Source organism: Tabrizicola sp. (genome assembly GCF_051645465.1).
Classification (GTDB): domain Bacteria; phylum Pseudomonadota; class Alphaproteobacteria; order Rhodobacterales; family Rhodobacteraceae; genus Tabrizicola.
Genome location: NZ_JBOFBI010000344.1, coordinates 1 through 17262 on the forward strand (window position 1 = coordinate 1; position 17262 = coordinate 17262).

At 65.1% G+C, this 17262-nt stretch carries 15 protein-coding genes; 9 read left to right on the forward strand and 6 right to left on the reverse strand.

The annotated features are described in order from the left end of the window. The first annotated feature begins 287 nt into the window (after window positions 1–287). Window positions 288–686, forward strand: a complete 399-nt coding sequence (locus ACRCSW_RS21755) for a phosphomannose isomerase type II C-terminal cupin domain (protein ID WP_438707744.1) — start codon at window positions 288–290, stop codon at window positions 684–686. 18 nt (window positions 687–704) lie between these two features. Here ACRCSW_RS21755 and ACRCSW_RS21760 read toward each other — a convergent pair whose 3' ends face one another. Then, the gene (locus ACRCSW_RS21760) at window positions 705–1355 is read right to left on the reverse strand and encodes a pyridoxamine 5'-phosphate oxidase family protein (RefSeq protein ID WP_438707745.1); all 651 of its coding nucleotides are present in this window, start codon (window positions 1353–1355) and stop codon (window positions 705–707) included. Window positions 1356–1683: 328 nt separating this feature from the next. Between ACRCSW_RS21760 and ACRCSW_RS21765 the strand changes: the two genes are divergently transcribed. From ACRCSW_RS21765 to lexA, 6 genes are all read left to right on the forward strand, one after another. After that, window positions 1684–2271 (forward strand): anthranilate synthase component II, encoded by a 588-nt coding sequence (locus tag ACRCSW_RS21765; RefSeq protein ID WP_438707746.1) that lies wholly within the window; start codon window positions 1684–1686, stop codon window positions 2269–2271. Next, on the forward strand, window positions 2268–3281 hold the full coding sequence (gene trpD, locus ACRCSW_RS21770) for an anthranilate phosphoribosyltransferase (protein ID WP_438707747.1): 1014 nt from the start codon (window positions 2268–2270) through the stop codon (window positions 3279–3281). The genes ACRCSW_RS21765 and trpD overlap by 4 nt, the downstream gene beginning before the upstream one ends. A gap of 9 nt (window positions 3282–3290) precedes the next feature. Further along, entirely contained in the window at window positions 3291–4103 is an 813-nt protein-coding gene (gene trpC / locus ACRCSW_RS21775) for an indole-3-glycerol phosphate synthase TrpC (RefSeq protein WP_438707748.1), read from the forward strand. Continuing rightward, on the forward strand, window positions 4100–4576 hold the full coding sequence (moaC, locus tag ACRCSW_RS21780) for a cyclic pyranopterin monophosphate synthase MoaC (protein WP_438707749.1): 477 nt from the start codon (window positions 4100–4102) through the stop codon (window positions 4574–4576). The genes trpC and moaC overlap by 4 nt, the downstream gene beginning before the upstream one ends. Further along, window positions 4576–5745: a molybdopterin molybdotransferase MoeA gene (locus ACRCSW_RS21785; RefSeq protein WP_438707750.1), complete on the forward strand. Its 1170-nt coding sequence runs from the start codon at window positions 4576–4578 to the stop codon at window positions 5743–5745. The genes moaC and ACRCSW_RS21785 overlap by 1 nt, the downstream gene beginning before the upstream one ends. Before the next feature lie 78 nt (window positions 5746–5823). After that, window positions 5824–6510 carry a transcriptional repressor LexA gene (gene lexA / locus ACRCSW_RS21790; RefSeq protein WP_438707751.1) on the forward strand — a complete coding sequence of 229 codons (687 nt, stop codon included), beginning with the start codon at window positions 5824–5826 and terminating at the stop codon, window positions 6508–6510. Here lexA and ACRCSW_RS21795 read toward each other — a convergent pair. After that, window positions 6504–8627 (reverse strand): ComEC/Rec2 family competence protein, encoded by a 2124-nt coding sequence (locus ACRCSW_RS21795; RefSeq protein WP_438707752.1) that lies wholly within the window; start codon window positions 8625–8627, stop codon window positions 6504–6506. The two genes, lexA and ACRCSW_RS21795, sit on opposite strands and share 7 nt — an antisense overlap. A 66-nt stretch (window positions 8628–8693) precedes the next feature. On the opposite strand from ACRCSW_RS21795, the gene gltX reads away from it, so the two are divergent. Both gltX and ACRCSW_RS21805 read left to right on the forward strand, forming a co-directional pair. Next, complete coding sequence (gltX, locus tag ACRCSW_RS21800; protein WP_438707753.1) at window positions 8694–10103, forward strand: glutamate--tRNA ligase; 1410 nt, start codon at window positions 8694–8696, stop codon at window positions 10101–10103. 95 nt (window positions 10104–10198) lie between these two features. Beyond that, complete coding sequence (locus tag ACRCSW_RS21805; RefSeq protein WP_438707754.1) at window positions 10199–11488, forward strand: citrate synthase; 1290 nt, start codon at window positions 10199–10201, stop codon at window positions 11486–11488. Window positions 11489–11534: 46 nt separating this feature from the next. On the opposite strand, the gene aguB is transcribed toward ACRCSW_RS21805, so the two are convergent. From aguB to ACRCSW_RS21825, 4 genes are all read right to left on the reverse strand, one after another. Further along, window positions 11535–12407 (reverse strand): N-carbamoylputrescine amidase, encoded by an 873-nt coding sequence (gene aguB, locus ACRCSW_RS21810; protein WP_438707755.1) that lies wholly within the window; start codon window positions 12405–12407, stop codon window positions 11535–11537. Window positions 12408–12466: 59 nt separating this feature from the next. Further along, window positions 12467–13411: a DUF2235 domain-containing protein gene (locus ACRCSW_RS21815; RefSeq protein ID WP_438707756.1), complete on the reverse strand. Its 945-nt coding sequence runs from the start codon at window positions 13409–13411 to the stop codon at window positions 12467–12469. A gap of 109 nt (window positions 13412–13520) precedes the next feature. Further along, a complete protein-coding gene (locus ACRCSW_RS21820) occupies window positions 13521–15812 on the reverse strand; it encodes a xanthine dehydrogenase family protein molybdopterin-binding subunit (RefSeq protein ID WP_438707757.1) in 2292 nt (763 codons plus the stop codon). Between the two features lie 84 nt (window positions 15813–15896). Next, entirely contained in the window at window positions 15897–17042 is a 1146-nt protein-coding gene (locus ACRCSW_RS21825) for a type III PLP-dependent enzyme (RefSeq protein WP_438707758.1), read from the reverse strand. Window positions 17043–17262 lie beyond the last annotated feature (220 nt).

The following is a 17262-nucleotide window of genomic DNA, read 5'->3' on the forward strand; positions in this document are numbered from 1 at the left end:
GTCCAGAACCCCGGCTCCAGACCCCCCGACCAGCGCATCCGCAAGGCTCAACTGACCCGTCCGCTTCACTGCCATCACAACCCTCCCTGCCGCGACGGACCCCAGTGAATCACACACAGGGATTTATGCAACAGGCCCCTCGGGGGGGAGGGGATGGGGGTGGGGGGCCACCACGGATGGAAAACACCGCCGTTGCCCCCGAAATGCCCCGAAATGGCCCAGCGGCGTTAACCGGCCCTTAACCTTTTCCCGACGACCTTAAGCCATTGGTGGATCGGAAAAAGATCATGGATGGATCGCGTCACTCAGGCTTTGCCGAGGCCCCTGCAGCGGCCTTCCGCCCGGCAGGCCCGGCCTTTGCGGCTCCTCGGCCCGACAGCCTCCTTGCAGAAGGCGCGCGCTTCCGGGTCCGCAGCCTGCGGCTGTCCCCTGGTGTGGCAATGACGCAGCAATCGCATCTCCATCGGTCGGAACACTGGGTCGTGGTCGAAGGCACTGTCCGGGTCACACTCACAGACCGCACAAGCCTTGTCGCTGAAGGCGAGGCGTTCCACATCCCCGTTGGAGAGCCACACCGGCTGGAAAACCCAGGCCGCCTACCCGCGCTTCTGATAACTGTGCAGACCGGCGGCTACCTGGGTGAGGATGACATCATCGTCCACAACGACAGCCCCGACGGGATCTGACGTCGGGCGCCGATCGCGTCAGTACATCGACCCTTTGTAGTCCTCTTCCAGCCCATCATCGAGCTTGCGCAACGCAGCTTCCTCGGTGGGCGCCCCGGTCGTCTGGTCCAGGAGGATCTTCATCAGCGACGGCATGGAGCGGCGGTCCTGATGATGCGCCGGGTCCCACAAATGCGACCGCCGGAACGCCTTGGCGCAATGCAGAAAAACCTCGTTCACCCGGACCAGGATGGCCAGCGTTGGCACCCGGTCGTGAACGGCCATGCCCTCCAAAACCCTGGGGTCGGTGACCAGGCTCGCTTGCCCGTTGACCCGCAGCGTCTCGTCAAAACCGGGGACCATGAACAGAAGCCCCACATTCGGATTGGCCAGGATATTGACCAGCGTATCCAGACGGTTGTTGCCCGGCCGGTCAGGGATAGCCAGGGTGCGCTCATCCAGGACGGACACAAAGCCCGCCGGATCGCCGCGCGGGCTGACATCGGCCTTGCCGCTGGCGTCCTGCGTCCCGATGCAGAGAAACGGCGAACGGCGGATGAAATCCTGTGCATGGCCGTCAAGCCTTGGCAGCGACTTCAGGGCCGCAAGCGTATGTGTTGGTGGGAAAAGGCTCCGCAAGGCCTGCTCGTCAGCGATGGCAAAGGCCGGATCGGCCTTGAATTCCTGCATTCTCTCAGCCCCATGAAATCGTCGCTCCGGCGTGAGTGTTAGGGCCTTCGTCTGGTTCCGTCCACTGCGGCGTCGGCGTCGTGTCCGATCGCTTGGACAATCCGCGCGCCCGCCCGTGCGCACGGCGAAAGGAAAGGCTGCGCGCCCATGGATCGCTTGAGGCCAAACGTAAAGAAATTCTTGACGCCCGCGCCCAAGCCTTTGATTTTCAACTCTTCAGAAATCTGGGCACTGTGCCCACCCCTTCTCTGGTCTGCCCCCACCCCCCGGTTTACACGGCCCCCAGCATCGGCGATAACCTCCCCCAGATGCCCAAGGGTCCGCTGCCATGCTTCTCCTGATCGATAACTACGACAGCTTTACCTACAACCTCGTCCACTATCTGGGCGAGCTCGGTGCCGAGGTCGTGGTCAAGCGGAACGACGCCCTTCAGGTCCAGGACGTGATCGCCATGGCCCCCGAGGTCATCGTCCTCTCCCCCGGCCCCTGCGACCCCGCCGCCGCCGGGATTTGCCTGCCCCTGACCAAAGCCGCCGCGACGGTCGGCATCCCCCTCCTCGGCGTGTGCCTCGGCCACCAGACCATTGGCGAGGCCTTCGGCGGCAAGGTCATCCGCTGCCACGAGATCGTCCACGGCAAGATGGGGACCATGCACCACTCCGGGACGGGCGTCTTCCGCGGCCTGCCCTCGCCCTTCCAGGCGACCCGCTACCACTCCCTCATCGTCGACCGCGCGACCCTTCCGGAGGACCTTGAAGTCACCGCCTGGCTGGAAGACGGCACGATCATGGGGCTTCGCCACCGCAAGCATCTGATCGAAGGGGTCCAGTTCCACCCCGAGAGCATTGCCAGCGAACACGGCCACCAGCTCCTCCGCAACTTCCTCGACGAAGCCCGGGCCAAGGTCCCGGCATGAGCGACATCCTGAAGCCGCTGATCGGCATCGCTGCCACGCGCGCCCTTACGCGCGCCGAGGCCGAAGCGGCTTTCAACGCGCTTTTCGAGGGCGAAGGCACTCCAGCCCAGATGGGCGGCTTCCTGATGGCCCTCCGCACGCGGGGCGAGACGGTCGACGAATATGCCGCCGCAGCCTCGGTCATGCGGGCCAAATGCAACGCCGTTCGCGCGCCGGAGGGCGCCATGGACATCGTCGGCACCGGGGGGGACGGCAAGGGCACGCTCAACATCTCCACCGCCACCGCCTTTGTCGTGGCGGGTGCCGGGGTGACGGTGGCCAAGCATGGGAACCGCAACCTCTCGTCCAAGTCCGGCGCCGCGGATGCGCTGACCGAACTTGGCCTCAACGTCATGGTCGGCCCCGAGGTCGTTGAGCGCTGCATCAACGAGGCCGGGATCGGCTTCATGATGGCCCCGATGCACCACCCCGCAATCCGGCATGTCATGCCCGTAAGGGCCGAGCTTGGGACGCGGACGATCTTCAACATCCTCGGCCCGCTCACCAACCCCGCCGGGGTGAAACGCCAGCTGACCGGGGCGTTCTCTGCCGCCCTGATCCGGCCGATGGCCGAAACCCTCCTGGCCCTCGGCTCCGAGAAAGCCTGGCTGGTCCATGGCTCTGACGGGACCGACGAAATCTCGATCTGCGGCGCGACCAGCGTTTCGGCGGTCGAAAGCGGCGCGGTCCGGGATTTCACGATCCACCCCGAGGACGCGGGCCTTCAACCCCACCCGTTCGATGCGATCCTCGGCGGTACACCCGCCGAGAACGCCACCGCCTTCCGCGCGCTTCTCGACGGTGCGGCGGGGGCCTACCGCGATGCCGTCCTTCTGAATGCCGCCGCCGCCCTTGTCGTTGCCGACCGCGTCCCCACCTTGAAGGAGGGCGTGGCCATGGCCCGCGAGGCGATCGACTCCGGCGCTGCGCGGACCAAGGTCCAGACCCTCGCCCGCCTGACCAATGCCTGAAAGACCCCGATGAGCACGATCCTCGACCGCATCAAGGCCTACAAGCTGGAGGAAGTGGCCAAGGCCAAGGCAGCCACGCCTCTGGCCGAGATGGAAGCCGCCGCCAGGGCCGCCCAACCGGTCCGTGGCTTTGCCAGCGCGCTGCGCGAGGCGACGCTGACCGGCTATGGCCTGATCGCCGAGATCAAGAAGGCGAGCCCGTCCAAAGGCCTGATCCGCGCGGATTTCGATCCGCCGACCCTTGCCAAAGCCTACGAAGCGGGCGGGGCAACCTGCCTTTCGGTCCTGACGGATGGCCCGTCGTTTCAGGGGGCTGACGACTACCTTGTGGCCGCCCATGCGGCTGTCGCTCTGCCCTGCCTGCGCAAGGATTTTCTGTATGATCCCTGGCAGGTCGCCCAATCGCGCGCGCTGAATGCCGATTGTGTGCTTCTGATCATGGCCTCGCTGGACGACACTCAAGCCGCCGAGCTTGAAGCCGCAGCCGTCGAGCTTGGCATGGACGTGCTGATCGAGGTTCACGATGAAGCTGAACTGGAGCGGGCGGCTTTGCTGAAATCGCCCCTGATCGGCATCAACAACCGCAATCTCCATACATTCGAAGTCACGCTCGAGACGACACGCCGCCTGGCCCGCCGGGTGCCGGAAAACCGGATGATCGTCGCCGAAAGCGGTCTCTTCACGCCTGCCGATCTTGCCGACCTGGCCCAGTACGGCGCGCGCTGCTTCCTGATCGGCGAAAGCCTGATGCGGCAGGACGATGTGACCGCCGCGACCCGGACGATCCTGTCGCATCCGCTGACGGCTCAGGGTGGGCTGTGAGCGGGCTTTCCCACTTTGACGACCGGGGTCAGGCCCATATGGTCGACGTATCCGACAAGGCGGTGACCGACCGGCTGGCGGTTGCCGTGGGTGCTGTCCGGATGACGGCCGAGACGCTGGCGCTTATCACCGAGGGGCGGGCGAAGAAGGGCGATGTCCTTTCTGTCGCGCGGCTTGCCGGGATCATGGCGGCGAAGAAGACCTCTGATCTGATCCCGCTTTGCCACCCCCTGCCGATCACCAAGGTTGCGCTGGAGCTGACCCCCGACCCGGCACTTCCCGGCATCAGGATCGAGGCGACCGTCAAGACCTCGGGCCAGACCGGGGTCGAGATGGAGGCGCTGACCGCCGTCTCGGTCGCGGCGCTGACGGTCTACGACATGGTGAAGGCGGTCGAGAAGTCGATGGTGATCGAGGGCATCCGGCTGATCCTGAAGGATGGCGGAAAATCAGGGCGTTACGAGGCGAAGTGATGATTTCGGTCGAAGAGGCGCTTGCCCACTGCCTGGCACTTGCCGCGCCGCTTGGTCCTGAAACCATGCCTCTGGCCCAGGCTGCCGGGCGCTGGATGTGCGTGCCTGCGATTGCCACCCGCGACCAGCCACCTTTCCCGGCCTCGGCGATGGACGGCTATGCGGTGCAGGGCGACCCGGGACCGGACGACAACTTCCTCGTGATCGGCGAAGCCGGCGCAGGCCATGCGTTCGAGGGCCAGGTCGGCCCCGGTCAGACTGTCCGCATCTTCACCGGCGCCCCGGTGCCGCGGGGCGCGACGCGGGTCATCATCCAGGAAGACGTGGTGAAGATCGGCGACCGCATCCTTCTGAAGGAAGGGATGGACTCGGCAACCCATATCCGCCCTTCGGGACAGGATTTCCGCGCAGGCGACAGCCTTTCGCCCCGCCGCCTGCGCGCCAATGACCTGGCACTTCTGGCCGCGATGAACATCCCGGTCGTTACGGTCACCCGCCGCCCGGTCGTGGCCCTGATTGCCACCGGGGATGAGCTTGTCATGCCCGGCGAAAACCCGCGCCCGGACCAGATCATCGCCTCGAACAGCTTTGCGCTGAAGGCGATGGTCGAGGCCGAGGGCGGCCTGGCCCGGCTTCTGCCCATCGCGCGGGACAATGAGGCTGAACTTGCAACCGTGCTGTCGCTGGCGGAAGGAGCCGATCTGATCGTGACAATCGGTGGCGCTTCGGTCGGCGACCACGATCTTGTGGGCAAAGTCGCGGGCCTGGACCAGAGCTTCTGGAAGATCGCCATGCGCCCCGGCAAGCCGCTGATGGCGGGTCGGCTGAACGGCACGGCGATGCTCGGCCTGCCCGGCAACCCGGTTTCAGCGATCGTCTGCGGGCATCTGTTCCTTCTGCCGATGGTCCGGATCATGCTGGGCCAGCCGGACCCCGCGCCCCAGCCGAGGCAGGCCCGGCTGGCCATGGACCTGCCCGCCAACGGCCCCCGCGCGCATTACATGCGGGCGCGTCTGACTGATGGCGACGGGCTGCCCGACATCACCCCGTTCGACCGGCAGGACTCGGCGTTGCTGTCGATCCTGGGTCAGGCCGACGCGTTGCTGATCCGTCCCGTAGGCGATGCCCCGCGTGGCAAAGGCACCACGGTTTCCTACCTGCCGCTTTGACCTGTGGACAAAATTGCTTGACACAAACCGGGAACACGGGCAGAACATTGTGATAACACACGGTGTAGGGGCCCTGGCATGCTGACACGCAAGCAGTTGGAACTTCTCGACTTCATCCGGACCCGCATGGACCGGGACGGGGTTCCGCCCTCGTTCGACGAAATGAAGGATGCGCTGGACCTTCGGTCGAAGTCCGGGATCCACCGGCTGATCACTGCGCTGGAAGAACGCGGCTTCATCCGCCGCCTTGCGCACCGGGCCCGCGCGCTGGAAATCATCAAGCTGCCCGAAGCGATGGAAAAGCCCGGCTTCACCCCGAGGGTGATTGAGGGCGACCGCGCCGATCCGCCGCGTGGGGCGCTGCCGGTCGCGGCAGTCCACGCGCTGGAGCTTCCGGTGATGGGCCGCATTGCCGCCGGTGTCCCGATCGAGGCGATCTCGGAAGTGTCGCACCATGTGGCAGTGCCGGGGTCGATGCTGTCGGGTAAGGGCCAGCACTATGCGCTTGAAGTCAAAGGTGATTCCATGATCGAGGCGGGAATCAACGATGGCGACATCGTGGTGATCCGCGAGCAGACGACCGCCGAGAACGGCGATATCGTCGTGGCGCTGGTCGAAGATCATGAGGCGACGCTGAAGCGGTACCGCCGCCGTGGCTCCATGATCGCGCTTGAGGCTGCGAACCCGGCCTATGAGACGCGGGTCTTCCCCGACCATCTGGTCAAGGTCCAGGGGCGTCTGGTCGGGCTGATCCGGAGCTATTGACCGGTTGAGGCTGCAAGCTTCGTTCCGTTTGTCTTGACGTCCGGCAGGCTGACACGCTTGTAGTCTGGCGACCACAGGCGGCGTGTCGTGTTTGTCACGACGATCTGCAGGCCATCAGACCCCGTCCAGATTGCGAGCGGCCCGGTCTGCCGAAGGGTCGACGCGTCGATGAGGCGGCAGTTGTCCGGCTTTGCCGCAACCGGCTCGGCGATCACGACCAGCGCGCCGCTTGCGCAGGCCGCAGGGAGTTTCTGGATCGCAGCCTTTCCGGACAAGGCGACCGCTTGCAGCCCCGCGATCCCGAACCATCGCTCACCCTTTGGGCCGGTGAACCCGTCGCGCTTCGCAGCAAGCTTCTGCTCTGCGAGGTCACCGTCGTTTTCAAGCCAGCTTTCGGCGGAAAACCCGCCACCGGAGGCGGCCGACAGGGCGCGACCGTCTGGCCCCGCGAGACCGATCAGCTTGCCGTCGCCGGAAATCAGCAACGCCGGCCGGTCAGCCCAAACCCAAAGCGCCAGGGCGGCTGCAACCGGCACGAGACCCGCATACTGCACCCGCCCGCGCCACAGGATCAACCAGATCGCCCCAAGCGTCATGAGCGGCAAGACCAGCGGACCAGGCGCCGGGATTGCGGTCACCGAGCCGTCAAGCCCCGCAATCCAGTGCGCAACGAAGAGGATCCAGCGGGCGCCCTGCTCCATCACCCAGAGCGGCAGCGCGGCCAGGCCGAGTGGTGCGAGGAGGGCCGCCAGTGCCCCGGCGGGCATGATCACTGCCCCCATGACGGGGACGGTCAAGAGGTTCGCCAGCAGCCCGTAATCGGCGAAGCGGTTGAAATGCGCAGCCGCATAGGGCGCGGTCGCAAATCCGCCGATGAGAGAGCTGAGGAAAAGCGTGAAGACCGGCATCATCCAGCGAGGGATCCTCTGTCGGTAGATGCTGGCGTCGAGGGCGGAGAAGCCGACGATCAGGGCGATGGTGGCGGCGAAGGACATCTGGAAGCCGGGCTCCGTCAGGCTTTCGGGGCGGGCAAGCAAAAGGAACATCGCGGCGACGGCTACCGACCGCAGGGTTAGCGCGCGGCGGTCCAAGAGCACTGCGCCGAGGAAGACCGCGATCATGATGAAGGCGCGTTCGGTGGCGACGTTCGACCCTGACAGGAGGAGGTAGAAGAACGCCACCCCAAGGCTCGCCACCGCGGCAAGTTTCTTGGTGTTCACCCGGAGTGCCACGACGGGGACAAGCGCCAGGCCGTAGCGGAGGAGCCCGAAGACGAAGGCCGTGAGGAACGCCATGTTCATCCCCGAAATCGCCAGAAGATGCGCGAGAGAGGAGTCGCGGAGCGCCTGCACCGTCTCTTCTGTGATGGCAGAGCGGTCGCCCGTCATGGCACCGGCAGCGAAGGCCCCCGCCTGGCCCTCCATATGGGCCAGCATTCCTTCCGTCAGATAGCGGCGTAGGCGGTCGATCGGCAGGGCGCCGCCCTCGGGTTCTTCCAGCAGCAGCACCGGCGTCCGGGTGTAGCCCACCGCCCCGAGCCCGTCGAAGAACGCCATCCGGCGGAAGTCGAAAGCGCCGGGTTCGACCGGCCCCTGGGGGGCGGAAAGTGAGGCGGTCAGGATCACCACCTGACCCGGCGCGGGCTTCAGCCAGTCCTGTTCGCCTTGCAGCGAGACACGGACGCGATGGGGCGTTCTATCGGGTGAGACTTCGCGCAAGACGACACGGTCAAGCGTCAGCCGCAGCGCGTCGGATTGCGAGCGGTCGATGTCGACGATCCGCCCCTCAACCGGGCCGTAGTATCGGAAATCCAGCATGGGGGCGGCAACCGAATGGGCGCGGATGCCTGCAGCGATCCAGCCGGCGGCAACCGCGGCCACGGCCAGGGCGAGTGGCCGGGCAAGCTCTGGACCCCGCGCTGCGAAAGCCGCTGTGCCTGCCAAGACCAGCACGGCCAACGCATAGCTTCCTGGCCCCGGCTCAACCGCGACCGAGAACCAGAGACCAATCCCGCAGCCGATCAGGACGGCGATCCAGGGGAAGAGCGTCCCCCGCGCCGTCTGCAGCGCCTCGAGCGGCCAGAGGAGCGCGCGGACCACCGCCACCTTGTGCACCATCCCGCGATTGCCTAAACCCGCCGCAAGCCTAAGCTCCGCATGGTTTCCGAAAGGTTAATGCCTCTGATGTCGAACGCTGCCCGCCAGATCGTCACCCGCTTCGCGCCCTCGCCCACGGGTTACCTGCACATCGGCGGCGGGCGGACGGCGCTGTTCAACTGGCTTTATGCGCGGGGGCGTGGGGGCAAGTTCCTGCTGCGGATCGAGGATACTGACCGCGAGCGTTCTACGCCTGAAGCCACCGCCGCCATCCTGCGCGGCCTGACCTGGTTGGGGTTGGATTGGGATGGTGACGTCGTCAGCCAGTTCGCCCGGAAGGACCGTCATGCCGAGGTCGCGCATCAGATGCTTGGGCGAGGAACGGCGTACAAGTGCTTCTCGACGCAGGAAGAAATCGCGACGTTCCGCGCGGCGGAAGAGGCTGCCGGCCGCTACCCGGTCTTCCTTTCCCCCTGGCGCGACGCGGACCCCTCGACCTACCCCGAGGCCCCCTACGTCATCCGGATGAAGGCCCCGCGGACAGGTGAGACGGTGATCGACGACACTGTTCAGGGCAAGGTCACGATCAGGAACGAAACGCTGGACGACATGATCGTGCTTCGCAGTGACGGCACGCCCACCTATATGCTCGCCGTTGTGGTCGATGACCACGACATGGGCGTGACCCATGTGATCCGGGGCGATGACCACCTGAACAACGCCGCGCGTCAGCAGATGGTTTATGATGCGATGGGCTGGGAAGTTCCGGTCTGGGCGCACGTCCCGCTGATCCACGGGCCGGACGGGAAGAAGCTGTCGAAGCGCCATGGGGCGACCGGGGTCGAGGAATACCAGGCGATGGGCTATCCGGCGGCGGGCATGCGCAACTATCTGACGCGGCTTGGCTGGGCGCATGGCGATGCCGAGATCTTCACCTCGGAAGAGGCGATGCGGATGTTCGACCTCTCGGGCATCGGCAAAGCCCCCGCGCGGCTGGACTTCAAGAAGCTGGAGAACACCTGCGGCCACCATATGGCGATGGCCGATGATGCTGCACTGCTGCATGAACTGGAGGCTTTCCTTGCCGCAGCTGGCCGGGCCGCCCTGACCGCCTTGCAGCGCGAGCACATGGAGCTTGCGCTTCCGTTCCTCAAGAAGTCAGCGAAGACTTTCCCGGAGCTTATTGAAAAGGCTACGTTCCTGATGATTTCTCGGCCGATCCTCCCGGACGAGAAAGCCGCCGAGGCGCTTGACACAGTATCCCGTGGTATACTGCGCTCGTTGACGCCGCGCCTGCAAAATGCTAGCTGGTCAAAGGACGCGCTTGAGCCGATCCTGAACGAGATCGCCGAAGCCAATGGCATCGGTTTCGGCAAGCTCGCAGCGCCTTTGCGGGCGGCCATTGCGGGTCGAACTGTTACACCATCGGTTTACGACATGATGCTTACTATCGGTCGGGAAGAAACCGTTGCGAGGCTGAAGGACGCGTCCGAGTGACCCGCGTGCCCCGGCCTTGAAGCCGCCCCTGCCGGGATGCAGGATAGCCAAGGGTCGCCCCTGCCAGGGTCGGCCCGCCATGACCGGGGAGAACCATGTCGGACAATGTCGCAAAGCTTCAGCTGAACGGGACCACTTACGATCTGCCCGTGCACAAACCCACCCTTGGCCCCGATGTGCTGGACATCCGGAAGCTTTATGGTGAGGCGGACGTCTTCACCTTCGATCCGGGCTTCACCTCGACGGCCGCTTGCGAAAGCGCAATCACCTTTATCGACGGCGACAAGGGTGAACTTTTGTATCGCGGCTATCCGATTGAACAGCTTGCCGAAAAGTCGACGCATCTGGAAGTCTGCTACCTGCTGCTTTACGGCGAGCTGCCGAACGCCGATCAGTTGGCGGACTTCACCCATCGGGTGACAAACCACACGATGGTGCATGAACAGATGCACTATTTCTTCCGCGGTTTCCGGCGGGACGCACACCCGATGGCCACGATGGTCGGCGTGGTCGGCGCGATGGCCGCGTTCTACCACGACTCGACCGACATCACCGATTCCTGGCAGCGCGAGGTCGCGGCGATCCGGATGATCGCGAAGCTGCCGACGATCGCCGCGATGGCCTACAAGTACTCGGTCGGCCAGCCCTTCGTCTATCCGAAGAACGCGCTGAGCTATGCGGGCAACTTCCTGCACATGTGCTTCTCGGTCCCGGCTGAGGAATACGTGGTCTCGCCGATCCTGGAAAAGGCAATGGACCGCATCATGATGCTGCATGCGGACCATGAGCAGAACGCGTCGACCTCGACAGTGCGTCTGGCGGGGTCTTCGGGCGCGAACCCGTTCGCCTGCATCGCGGCGGGGATTGCCTGTCTTTGGGGTCCGGCGCATGGCGGGGCCAACCAGGCCTGCCTGGAAATGCTGAAAGAGATCGGCACGGTCGACCGGATCCCGGAATTCATCGCGAAGGCCAAGGACAAGACCTCGGGCTTCCGTCTGATGGGCTTCGGCCACCGCGTCTACAAGAACTTCGACCCGCGGGCGAAGGTGATGAAGGAAAGCGCTGACGAGGTGCTGGGCCTTCTGGGGGTTGAGAGGAACCCTCTTCTGCAAGTCGCGAAAGAGCTGGAACGCATCGCGCTTGAGGACGAGTACTTCATTTCGAAGAAGCTCTACCCGAACGTCGACTTCTATTCCGGCATCATCCTTGAGGCGATGGGCTTCCCCACCGCCATGTTCACCCCGATCTTCGCGATTTCGCGCACCGTGGGGTGGATCAGCCAGTGGAAAGAGATGATCGCCGACAAGAACCAGAAGATCGGCCGCCCGCGTCAGCTGTATATCGGGCCCGCCACACGCGACTACGTCGACCTGCGCCACCGCTAATCCGCCGTGCCCCAAGATTTTTCGCAGAAAAATCTTGGGGTTCGCGCTATTGTAGGCCATCCAGCGTGCCGACCCGGCCGTAAAGGTCGACCCGTCGGTCTCGGAAAAGACCCCAGCTCGCACGGAGTGCCGCGATGGCATCAAGATCGAACGTGTGCATCAGAGCCGTCTCATCCAGCCGGTCAGCCTTGGCCATGACTTGCCCAGTGTGGTCGGCAATGAAGCTGGAGCCGTAGAACGTCACGTCCCGCCCATCCGGCGCGACTTCGGTCCCGGTCCGGTTCGACGCGACAACCGGCATGATGTTCGCCGCCGCGTGGCCCCGCATGACCATTTCCCAATGCGGCTGGCTGTCGTAGCCGGGCGCAGGCGGTTCGGACCCGATGGCCGTCGGGTAAAGCAGCATCTCGGCCCCCATCAGCGCCATCGACCTTGCGCATTCCGGGAACCATTGGTCCCAGCAGATGCCGACACCGATCCGCCCGAAGGCCGTGTCCCAGACCTTGAACCCCGTGTCGCCGGGCGAGAAGTAGAACTTCTCCTCATAGCCCGGCCCCTGCGGGATGTGGCTCTTGCGATAGACCCCCAGGACCCGACCGTCGGCATCGACCATCGCAACGGAGTTGAAGAACACCGGCCCCGCGCGTTCAAAGAAACTGACCGGCAGCACGACGCCCAACTCACGCGCGAGTGCCGCGAACCGGGCAACGAGGGGGTTGCCTTCCAGCGGATGGGCAAGTTCAAAGTAGCGCGGGTGCTGTTCGATGCAGAAGTAGGGCGCCGCGAAAAGCTCTTGAATCAGCACGACCTGGGCGCCCTGACCGGCGGCCTGACGGACCAGCGCCTCGGCGCGGTCGGCATTCGCGGGAAGGTCCCAGGTGCAGGCGAATTGGGTGGCGGCGACGGTGACGGATCTCATGCGGGGCCTCGGCAATGTGTCATGGCGAACCTACGGCCCTGGCCCCCGACCTTGAAGCCCTATTCCGCGGGCAGCCCCGTGGGCCAGCGTCCAGCTGCCGCTCCCACCGCGCTTGGGTGCAGCCGTTCCGAACGGTCCCGCCCCACAACCCTTGGCCTGCGCCAGAGAAACGCCTTGCCCCAGCTGGTCCAGGTGCCCACCATCGGTGCCTCGGGATCGCAAGGATAGCGCCCGCGCCAGCCCTCGGGCAGCGCGAGGCCAAGGGCGTCAGCCCGTTCCAGCATCCAGACCAGCGAAATGTTCGCCAATGGCCGTGCTGCCGCGACATGGCCGATATGCCCGCCGACATCACCATGCGCGCCCCTGAACCAGACCTGCTCGACGTTGCCCTCCCAGCCCGGCGGGCAATCCCACAGGACCGGCGAAAAGGCGACCCGCGTCTCGTTCAGCGCCAGCGCGTGGTAGCCATGCCGGACCGAGCTTCCGAGTTGATGGTTGTGAAAGGCATACCGGTCAGGCGCGAGCATCCAGAAGAACGGCAGCCGCAGCCCCAGAGCCTTCACGGTATCCCAGACCCCCACCATCTCGATCGGGGCTTCCGGATGGCAATAAGCCTTCGCGAAAGCCCGTGCCGCCTGGCTTTCCGGTGCGCGTTCGTAGTGCCGCCAGGCCAGACGCACGGCGCGCTCGGTCGCATGTTCACGCCGCACAAGACCCACCCGGTCGATCACCCCAGCCAGCGAGCGGACGGCAAAAGCGCCTCGGGAATAGCCGAAAAGGAAGATCCGGTCGCCTTCCCGGTAGCCGCTTGCCAGCCACCCGTAGGCCCGCTGGATTTGCGGTGTGATCCCCCGGCCCTCGATGATTGCCACACCCCGAAGCCAGCCTTCCCACTGCATCCCCGGCTCATAGTAAAGCCGCCGGTTCGCGTGATGGCCCATTTCCTTGAGGAGAAGGAACAGAAGGCCAGCATTGCCCTCCTCCCCCGGCTCGAGCGAAGACATGGTGCCGTCAAGGATCACCACATGGTCGACAACCCCGCGGACGCGCCCCGGTGCGGGTGCGGGTTCGACCGCGGCCTCGACGCCGCGGCGGAAGAAGCTCCGGATGCGGTCAAGAAGTCGCGTGGCGGGCCTCCTCGATCCAGGTCCAGATGCGGTTCGGCGTGAATGGCATGCCGATCCGCTTCACCCCTGCGGCCGCCAATGCATCGCGGACGGCGTTTGAGATAGCGCCCAGTGCACCGACGGTGCCCGCCTCGCCACAGCCCTTGATGCCCAAGGGGTTGGTGCGGGTCGGGATGCCCCGTTCGGCGAACTGGAACATCGGAAGGTCCGAGGCCCGGGGCATCCCGTAGTCCATGAAGCTGCCGGTCAGCACCTGGCCGTTTTCATCCTGGACCAGCCATTCGGTGACCGCCTGGCCGAAGCCTTGGGCGACACCGCCATGCACCTGGCCTTCGACGAGGTTCGGCGCGACGAGCACTCCGAAATCATCCACCACCGAGTAGCGGTCAAGCGTCAGCCCCCCGGTTTCCGGGTCGATCTCGACCTCGGCCAGATGCACGCCATTCGGGAAGGACCGACCGTCGAGAACGATCTTCTCGCTGCGGTCGACCAGGTCGATCCGGTCCTTCGCCCGCGCCAAGGCCGCCGCTTCCGGCAGGGTCAGCCGCAGGTTCGTGCCAGCCGCGCCAAAGCGGTGGTCGGCAAACTGAACGCCGTCCACCCCCCATTCCTTGGCCAGAAACGCCTCAAACCCCGCAACTATCGACCGAACCGTCGCGCGCGTCGCCGTCCCCTGCACCGTCACCGACCGCGAGCCGCCGGTGCCGCCGCCCTTGGCAATCCGGTCGCTGTCGCCTTCGACGATCCGAACCATCTCGGCCGGGATGCCCGTCGCCTCTGCTACCATTCGCGAGAAGACGCTTTCGTGCCCCTGCCCGTTCGACTGCGTGCCGACGTACAGGGTCGCGCCGCCGTCTTCGTCCAGGACCAGACGCGCGATTTCATCCTCGTCGCCCAGAATCGCCTCGACATAGGCCGCGACCCCAAGCCCCCGCAGACGGCCCATGGCCCTGCTCGCAGCCAACCGTTCGGCATAGCCCGCAGATCGTGGCGCCACGGTTTCCAGAAGCCCCGCGAAGTCGCCGCCGTCGATGATCTCGCCTTCCAGCGTCTCGTGCGGGAAATCGCGGATCGCATTCTTCAGCCGCAGGGCCACCGGATCAACGCCCAGCTTCCGCGCGGCCTCATCCATTGTGCGTTCGATGGTCAGGATCGCCTCCGGCCGCCCGGCGCCACGATAGGCATCAATCGGAGTGGAGTTCGTATAGACCCCGGTTGCCGCCAGCGCGCCAACAGGCACTTTGTAGACCCCCGTCAGGACCTTGGTGAAGAGCTCCGTCTGGATGGCCTGCCCATACTGAGAATTGTAGGCCCCAAGATTTGTCACAAGATCAACGCGGTAGGCCGTGATCCGGTGGTCGGCATCAAGGCCCAGGTCTGCACGCGCCACCAGATCACGGCCCGCGTTGTCCGTCAGCATCGCCTCGCTGCGGGTCGAGACCCAGGCGACCGGGCGGCCCAGCTGACGCGCCGCCTCGGCCAGCACTACATATTCCGGATAGGTCATCGCCTTCATCCCGAAGCCGCCGCCGACATCGGGGTTGGTCACCCGAACCCGCTCACGCGGGATACCCAGCATCCGGGAAAGCTCGTTCCTTTGCACCCAGACGCCCTGGCCATTGACGCAAAGATGCAGGCGGTCGCCGTCCCATTCCGCGAAGGCCGCCCGGGGTTCGATCGGCGCGGCAGTCACGCGGTTGTGGATCACTTCCACGGCGATCCGATAGACGGACGCGCGCAAGGCCGCTTCGGTCGCCGCCGCTTCGCCGAAGAGATAGTCGAAAGCCCGGTTCTGCGGCGCTTCGGTGTGGAGGGTCGGGTCTTGAGGTTCCAGATGAAGCACGGGGTCGAGTGCGTTGATATCAATACCAATCATTTCGACAGCATCGCGAGCTGCTTCCACCGTGTCGGCCACGACCATCGCGATTGCCTCACCCACGAACCGAACGTGGGTTCTCGCCAGCACTGGCCGTTCCGGCCCCGCGCCCTTGCCGCCGTCACGAGTCTCGATCCGCTCGCCCTTCATGCCAAGCTTTACGCCCGCGGCCTGCAAATCCGCCGCCGTCAGCACCAGATGCACCCCCGGCGCGGCGCGCGCCTCTTCGACGTCAAGCGACACGATCTCACCGTGCGCGTGGTCCGACCGGAGGAACACCGCCCAAAGCGCGCCTTGCGGCACCAGATCGGCCACATAGCGCCCCTTGCCGGTGAGGAACCGCACATCCTCCCGCCGTTTCAGGGGCTGGGCCAGGCCGAATTTCATCTGGCTTGCGTCCATGGGGCACTCCTTCCCCGCAAACGCTAAGCGCCCGGCGGGAATTGTCCAGCCGGGCGCTTTGGTATCAGACCGATTTCGGCAGGATCAGAGCTTAAGGGCCAGAACCGTTGCCATCATGAGCTCACCAAAGCCGTTGAAGCGGGTATTGGTGACGGTGGAGTAAGACCCCATGCCCTGCCAGATCACATAATCGCCCTCGGCAAGGTCGCTTGGCAGCGGGATCTCGCCCGGCAGCCGGTCAACCGAATCGCAGGTCGGGCCAAAGACAATGCGCGGCACCGGCTCGCCCTGACGCTTCATGCCGTCGGGCGAAAGCACCTCGATCCGGTCGATCACGCCGATCATGGGAAGCTCGGTCAGCGAGCCGTAGACGCCGTCGTTCAGGAACACATGCGTCCCATCGCGGAGCGCCTTGACCCGGGCGGCAAGGGCAAAGGCATCGCCGCAAAGCGCACGGCCGGGCTCGCAGATCAGTTCCGGACGATCAGCACCGAAAGCCTCGGTCGCGACGCGGTCGATCAGCTGGAACGTCTCTTCCAGCTGCGGCACGATTGCGGTCATCCGGTGGCTCGGGAACCCGCCGCCGACGTTCAGCCGGGCGATCTTGACGCCTGCGCCTTGTGCGATGTTCGCGGCCTCGCGGATGTAGGCCTCCCACGCATGCGGGTCGGTGCATTGCGTGCCGGGATGGAAGGTGATCGAGGGGATGAAGCCTGCCTTCGCGACCTCTTCCAGAAGCTCGACAGCAAGCTCCACCGTGGCCCCGAACTTGGCGCCAAAGTTGTAGGCTGCACCCGCGACCGGCAGCTTGAAGCGCACGGAAATCTCGGTCCCCGCCACGGGCACCATCTCGATCAGCTTGGCGAGTTCCGATTTGGAATCAACGCTGTAGCTTTTCACCCCACGCTCGACCGCATAGGCGATCTCGTGGCGCGCGCGCACCGGGTTGTTGTAATGGATCGCTGCATCGGGCGCCAACCGACGGATCAGGTCGATCTCGAACGGCGAGGCGCAGTCAAAGCCGCGGATACCGGCGGCGGCCAGGTTTTCAACCATCGCCTCGCCCGGGTTCGACTTGACCGCATAGGTCACAAGACCCGGGAAGCCATCGATAAACCGGCGGGCAGCGGCCTGCGCGGCGGAGGGTGCGAAGAACAGAACCGGGTGTTCCGGCACCTGTTTCTTCAGAAAATCAGTCGGGTTGGTCCAGATTGTCTTGGAGAGTCCCATCGGCGTTTTTCCCTTTGCCAACAAGACGCTTCGCCCTTCCCCTTGCAGCTACGGGATCGGGCACCAGCGTGGTTTCAAGTAAACCAGGCCAGGTGCGTATGAGCCGCCCTTTTCCTGCAATCGAGGATGCCGCATATGGTGTACAAACTCACCGAACAAAACTATATAACTGGCGGATTCTTACGTTATTATGACGAAAAAGGCGGCAGAATGAATGGAT

Bases quoted from the DNA above. Each gene is read 5' to 3' on its own strand.
- ACRCSW_RS21765 (WP_438707746.1), top strand. From the start codon at position 1,684: ATGCTTCTCCTGATCGATAACTACGACAGCTTTACCTACAACCTCGTC.
- trpC (WP_438707748.1), top strand. From the start codon at position 3,291: ATGAGCACGATCCTCGACCGCATCAAGGCCTACAAGCTGGAGGAAGTG.
- ACRCSW_RS21795 (WP_438707752.1), bottom strand. From the start codon at position 8,627: ATGGTGCACAAGGTGGCGGTGGTCCGCGCGCTCCTCTGGCCGCTCGAG.
- ACRCSW_RS21815 (WP_438707756.1), bottom strand. From the start codon at position 13,411: ATGTCTTCGCTCGAGCCGGGGGAGGAGGGCAATGCTGGCCTTCTGTTC.
- aguB (WP_438707755.1), bottom strand. From the start codon at position 12,407: ATGAGATCCGTCACCGTCGCCGCCACCCAATTCGCCTGCACCTGGGAC.
- ACRCSW_RS21805 (WP_438707754.1), top strand. From the start codon at position 10,199: ATGTCGGACAATGTCGCAAAGCTTCAGCTGAACGGGACCACTTACGAT.
- gltX (WP_438707753.1), top strand. From the start codon at position 8,694: ATGTCGAACGCTGCCCGCCAGATCGTCACCCGCTTCGCGCCCTCGCCC.
- ACRCSW_RS21820 (WP_438707757.1), bottom strand. From the start codon at position 15,812: ATGGACGCAAGCCAGATGAAATTCGGCCTGGCCCAGCCCCTGAAACGG.
- ACRCSW_RS21760 (WP_438707745.1), bottom strand. From the start codon at position 1,355: ATGCAGGAATTCAAGGCCGATCCGGCCTTTGCCATCGCTGACGAGCAG.
- ACRCSW_RS21825 (WP_438707758.1), bottom strand. From the start codon at position 17,042: ATGGGACTCTCCAAGACAATCTGGACCAACCCGACTGATTTTCTGAAG.
- trpD (WP_438707747.1), top strand. From the start codon at position 2,268: ATGAGCGACATCCTGAAGCCGCTGATCGGCATCGCTGCCACGCGCGCC.
- lexA (WP_438707751.1), top strand. From the start codon at position 5,824: ATGCTGACACGCAAGCAGTTGGAACTTCTCGACTTCATCCGGACCCGC.
- ACRCSW_RS21785 (WP_438707750.1), top strand. From the start codon at position 4,576: ATGATTTCGGTCGAAGAGGCGCTTGCCCACTGCCTGGCACTTGCCGCG.
- ACRCSW_RS21755 (WP_438707744.1), top strand. From the start codon at position 288: ATGGATGGATCGCGTCACTCAGGCTTTGCCGAGGCCCCTGCAGCGGCC.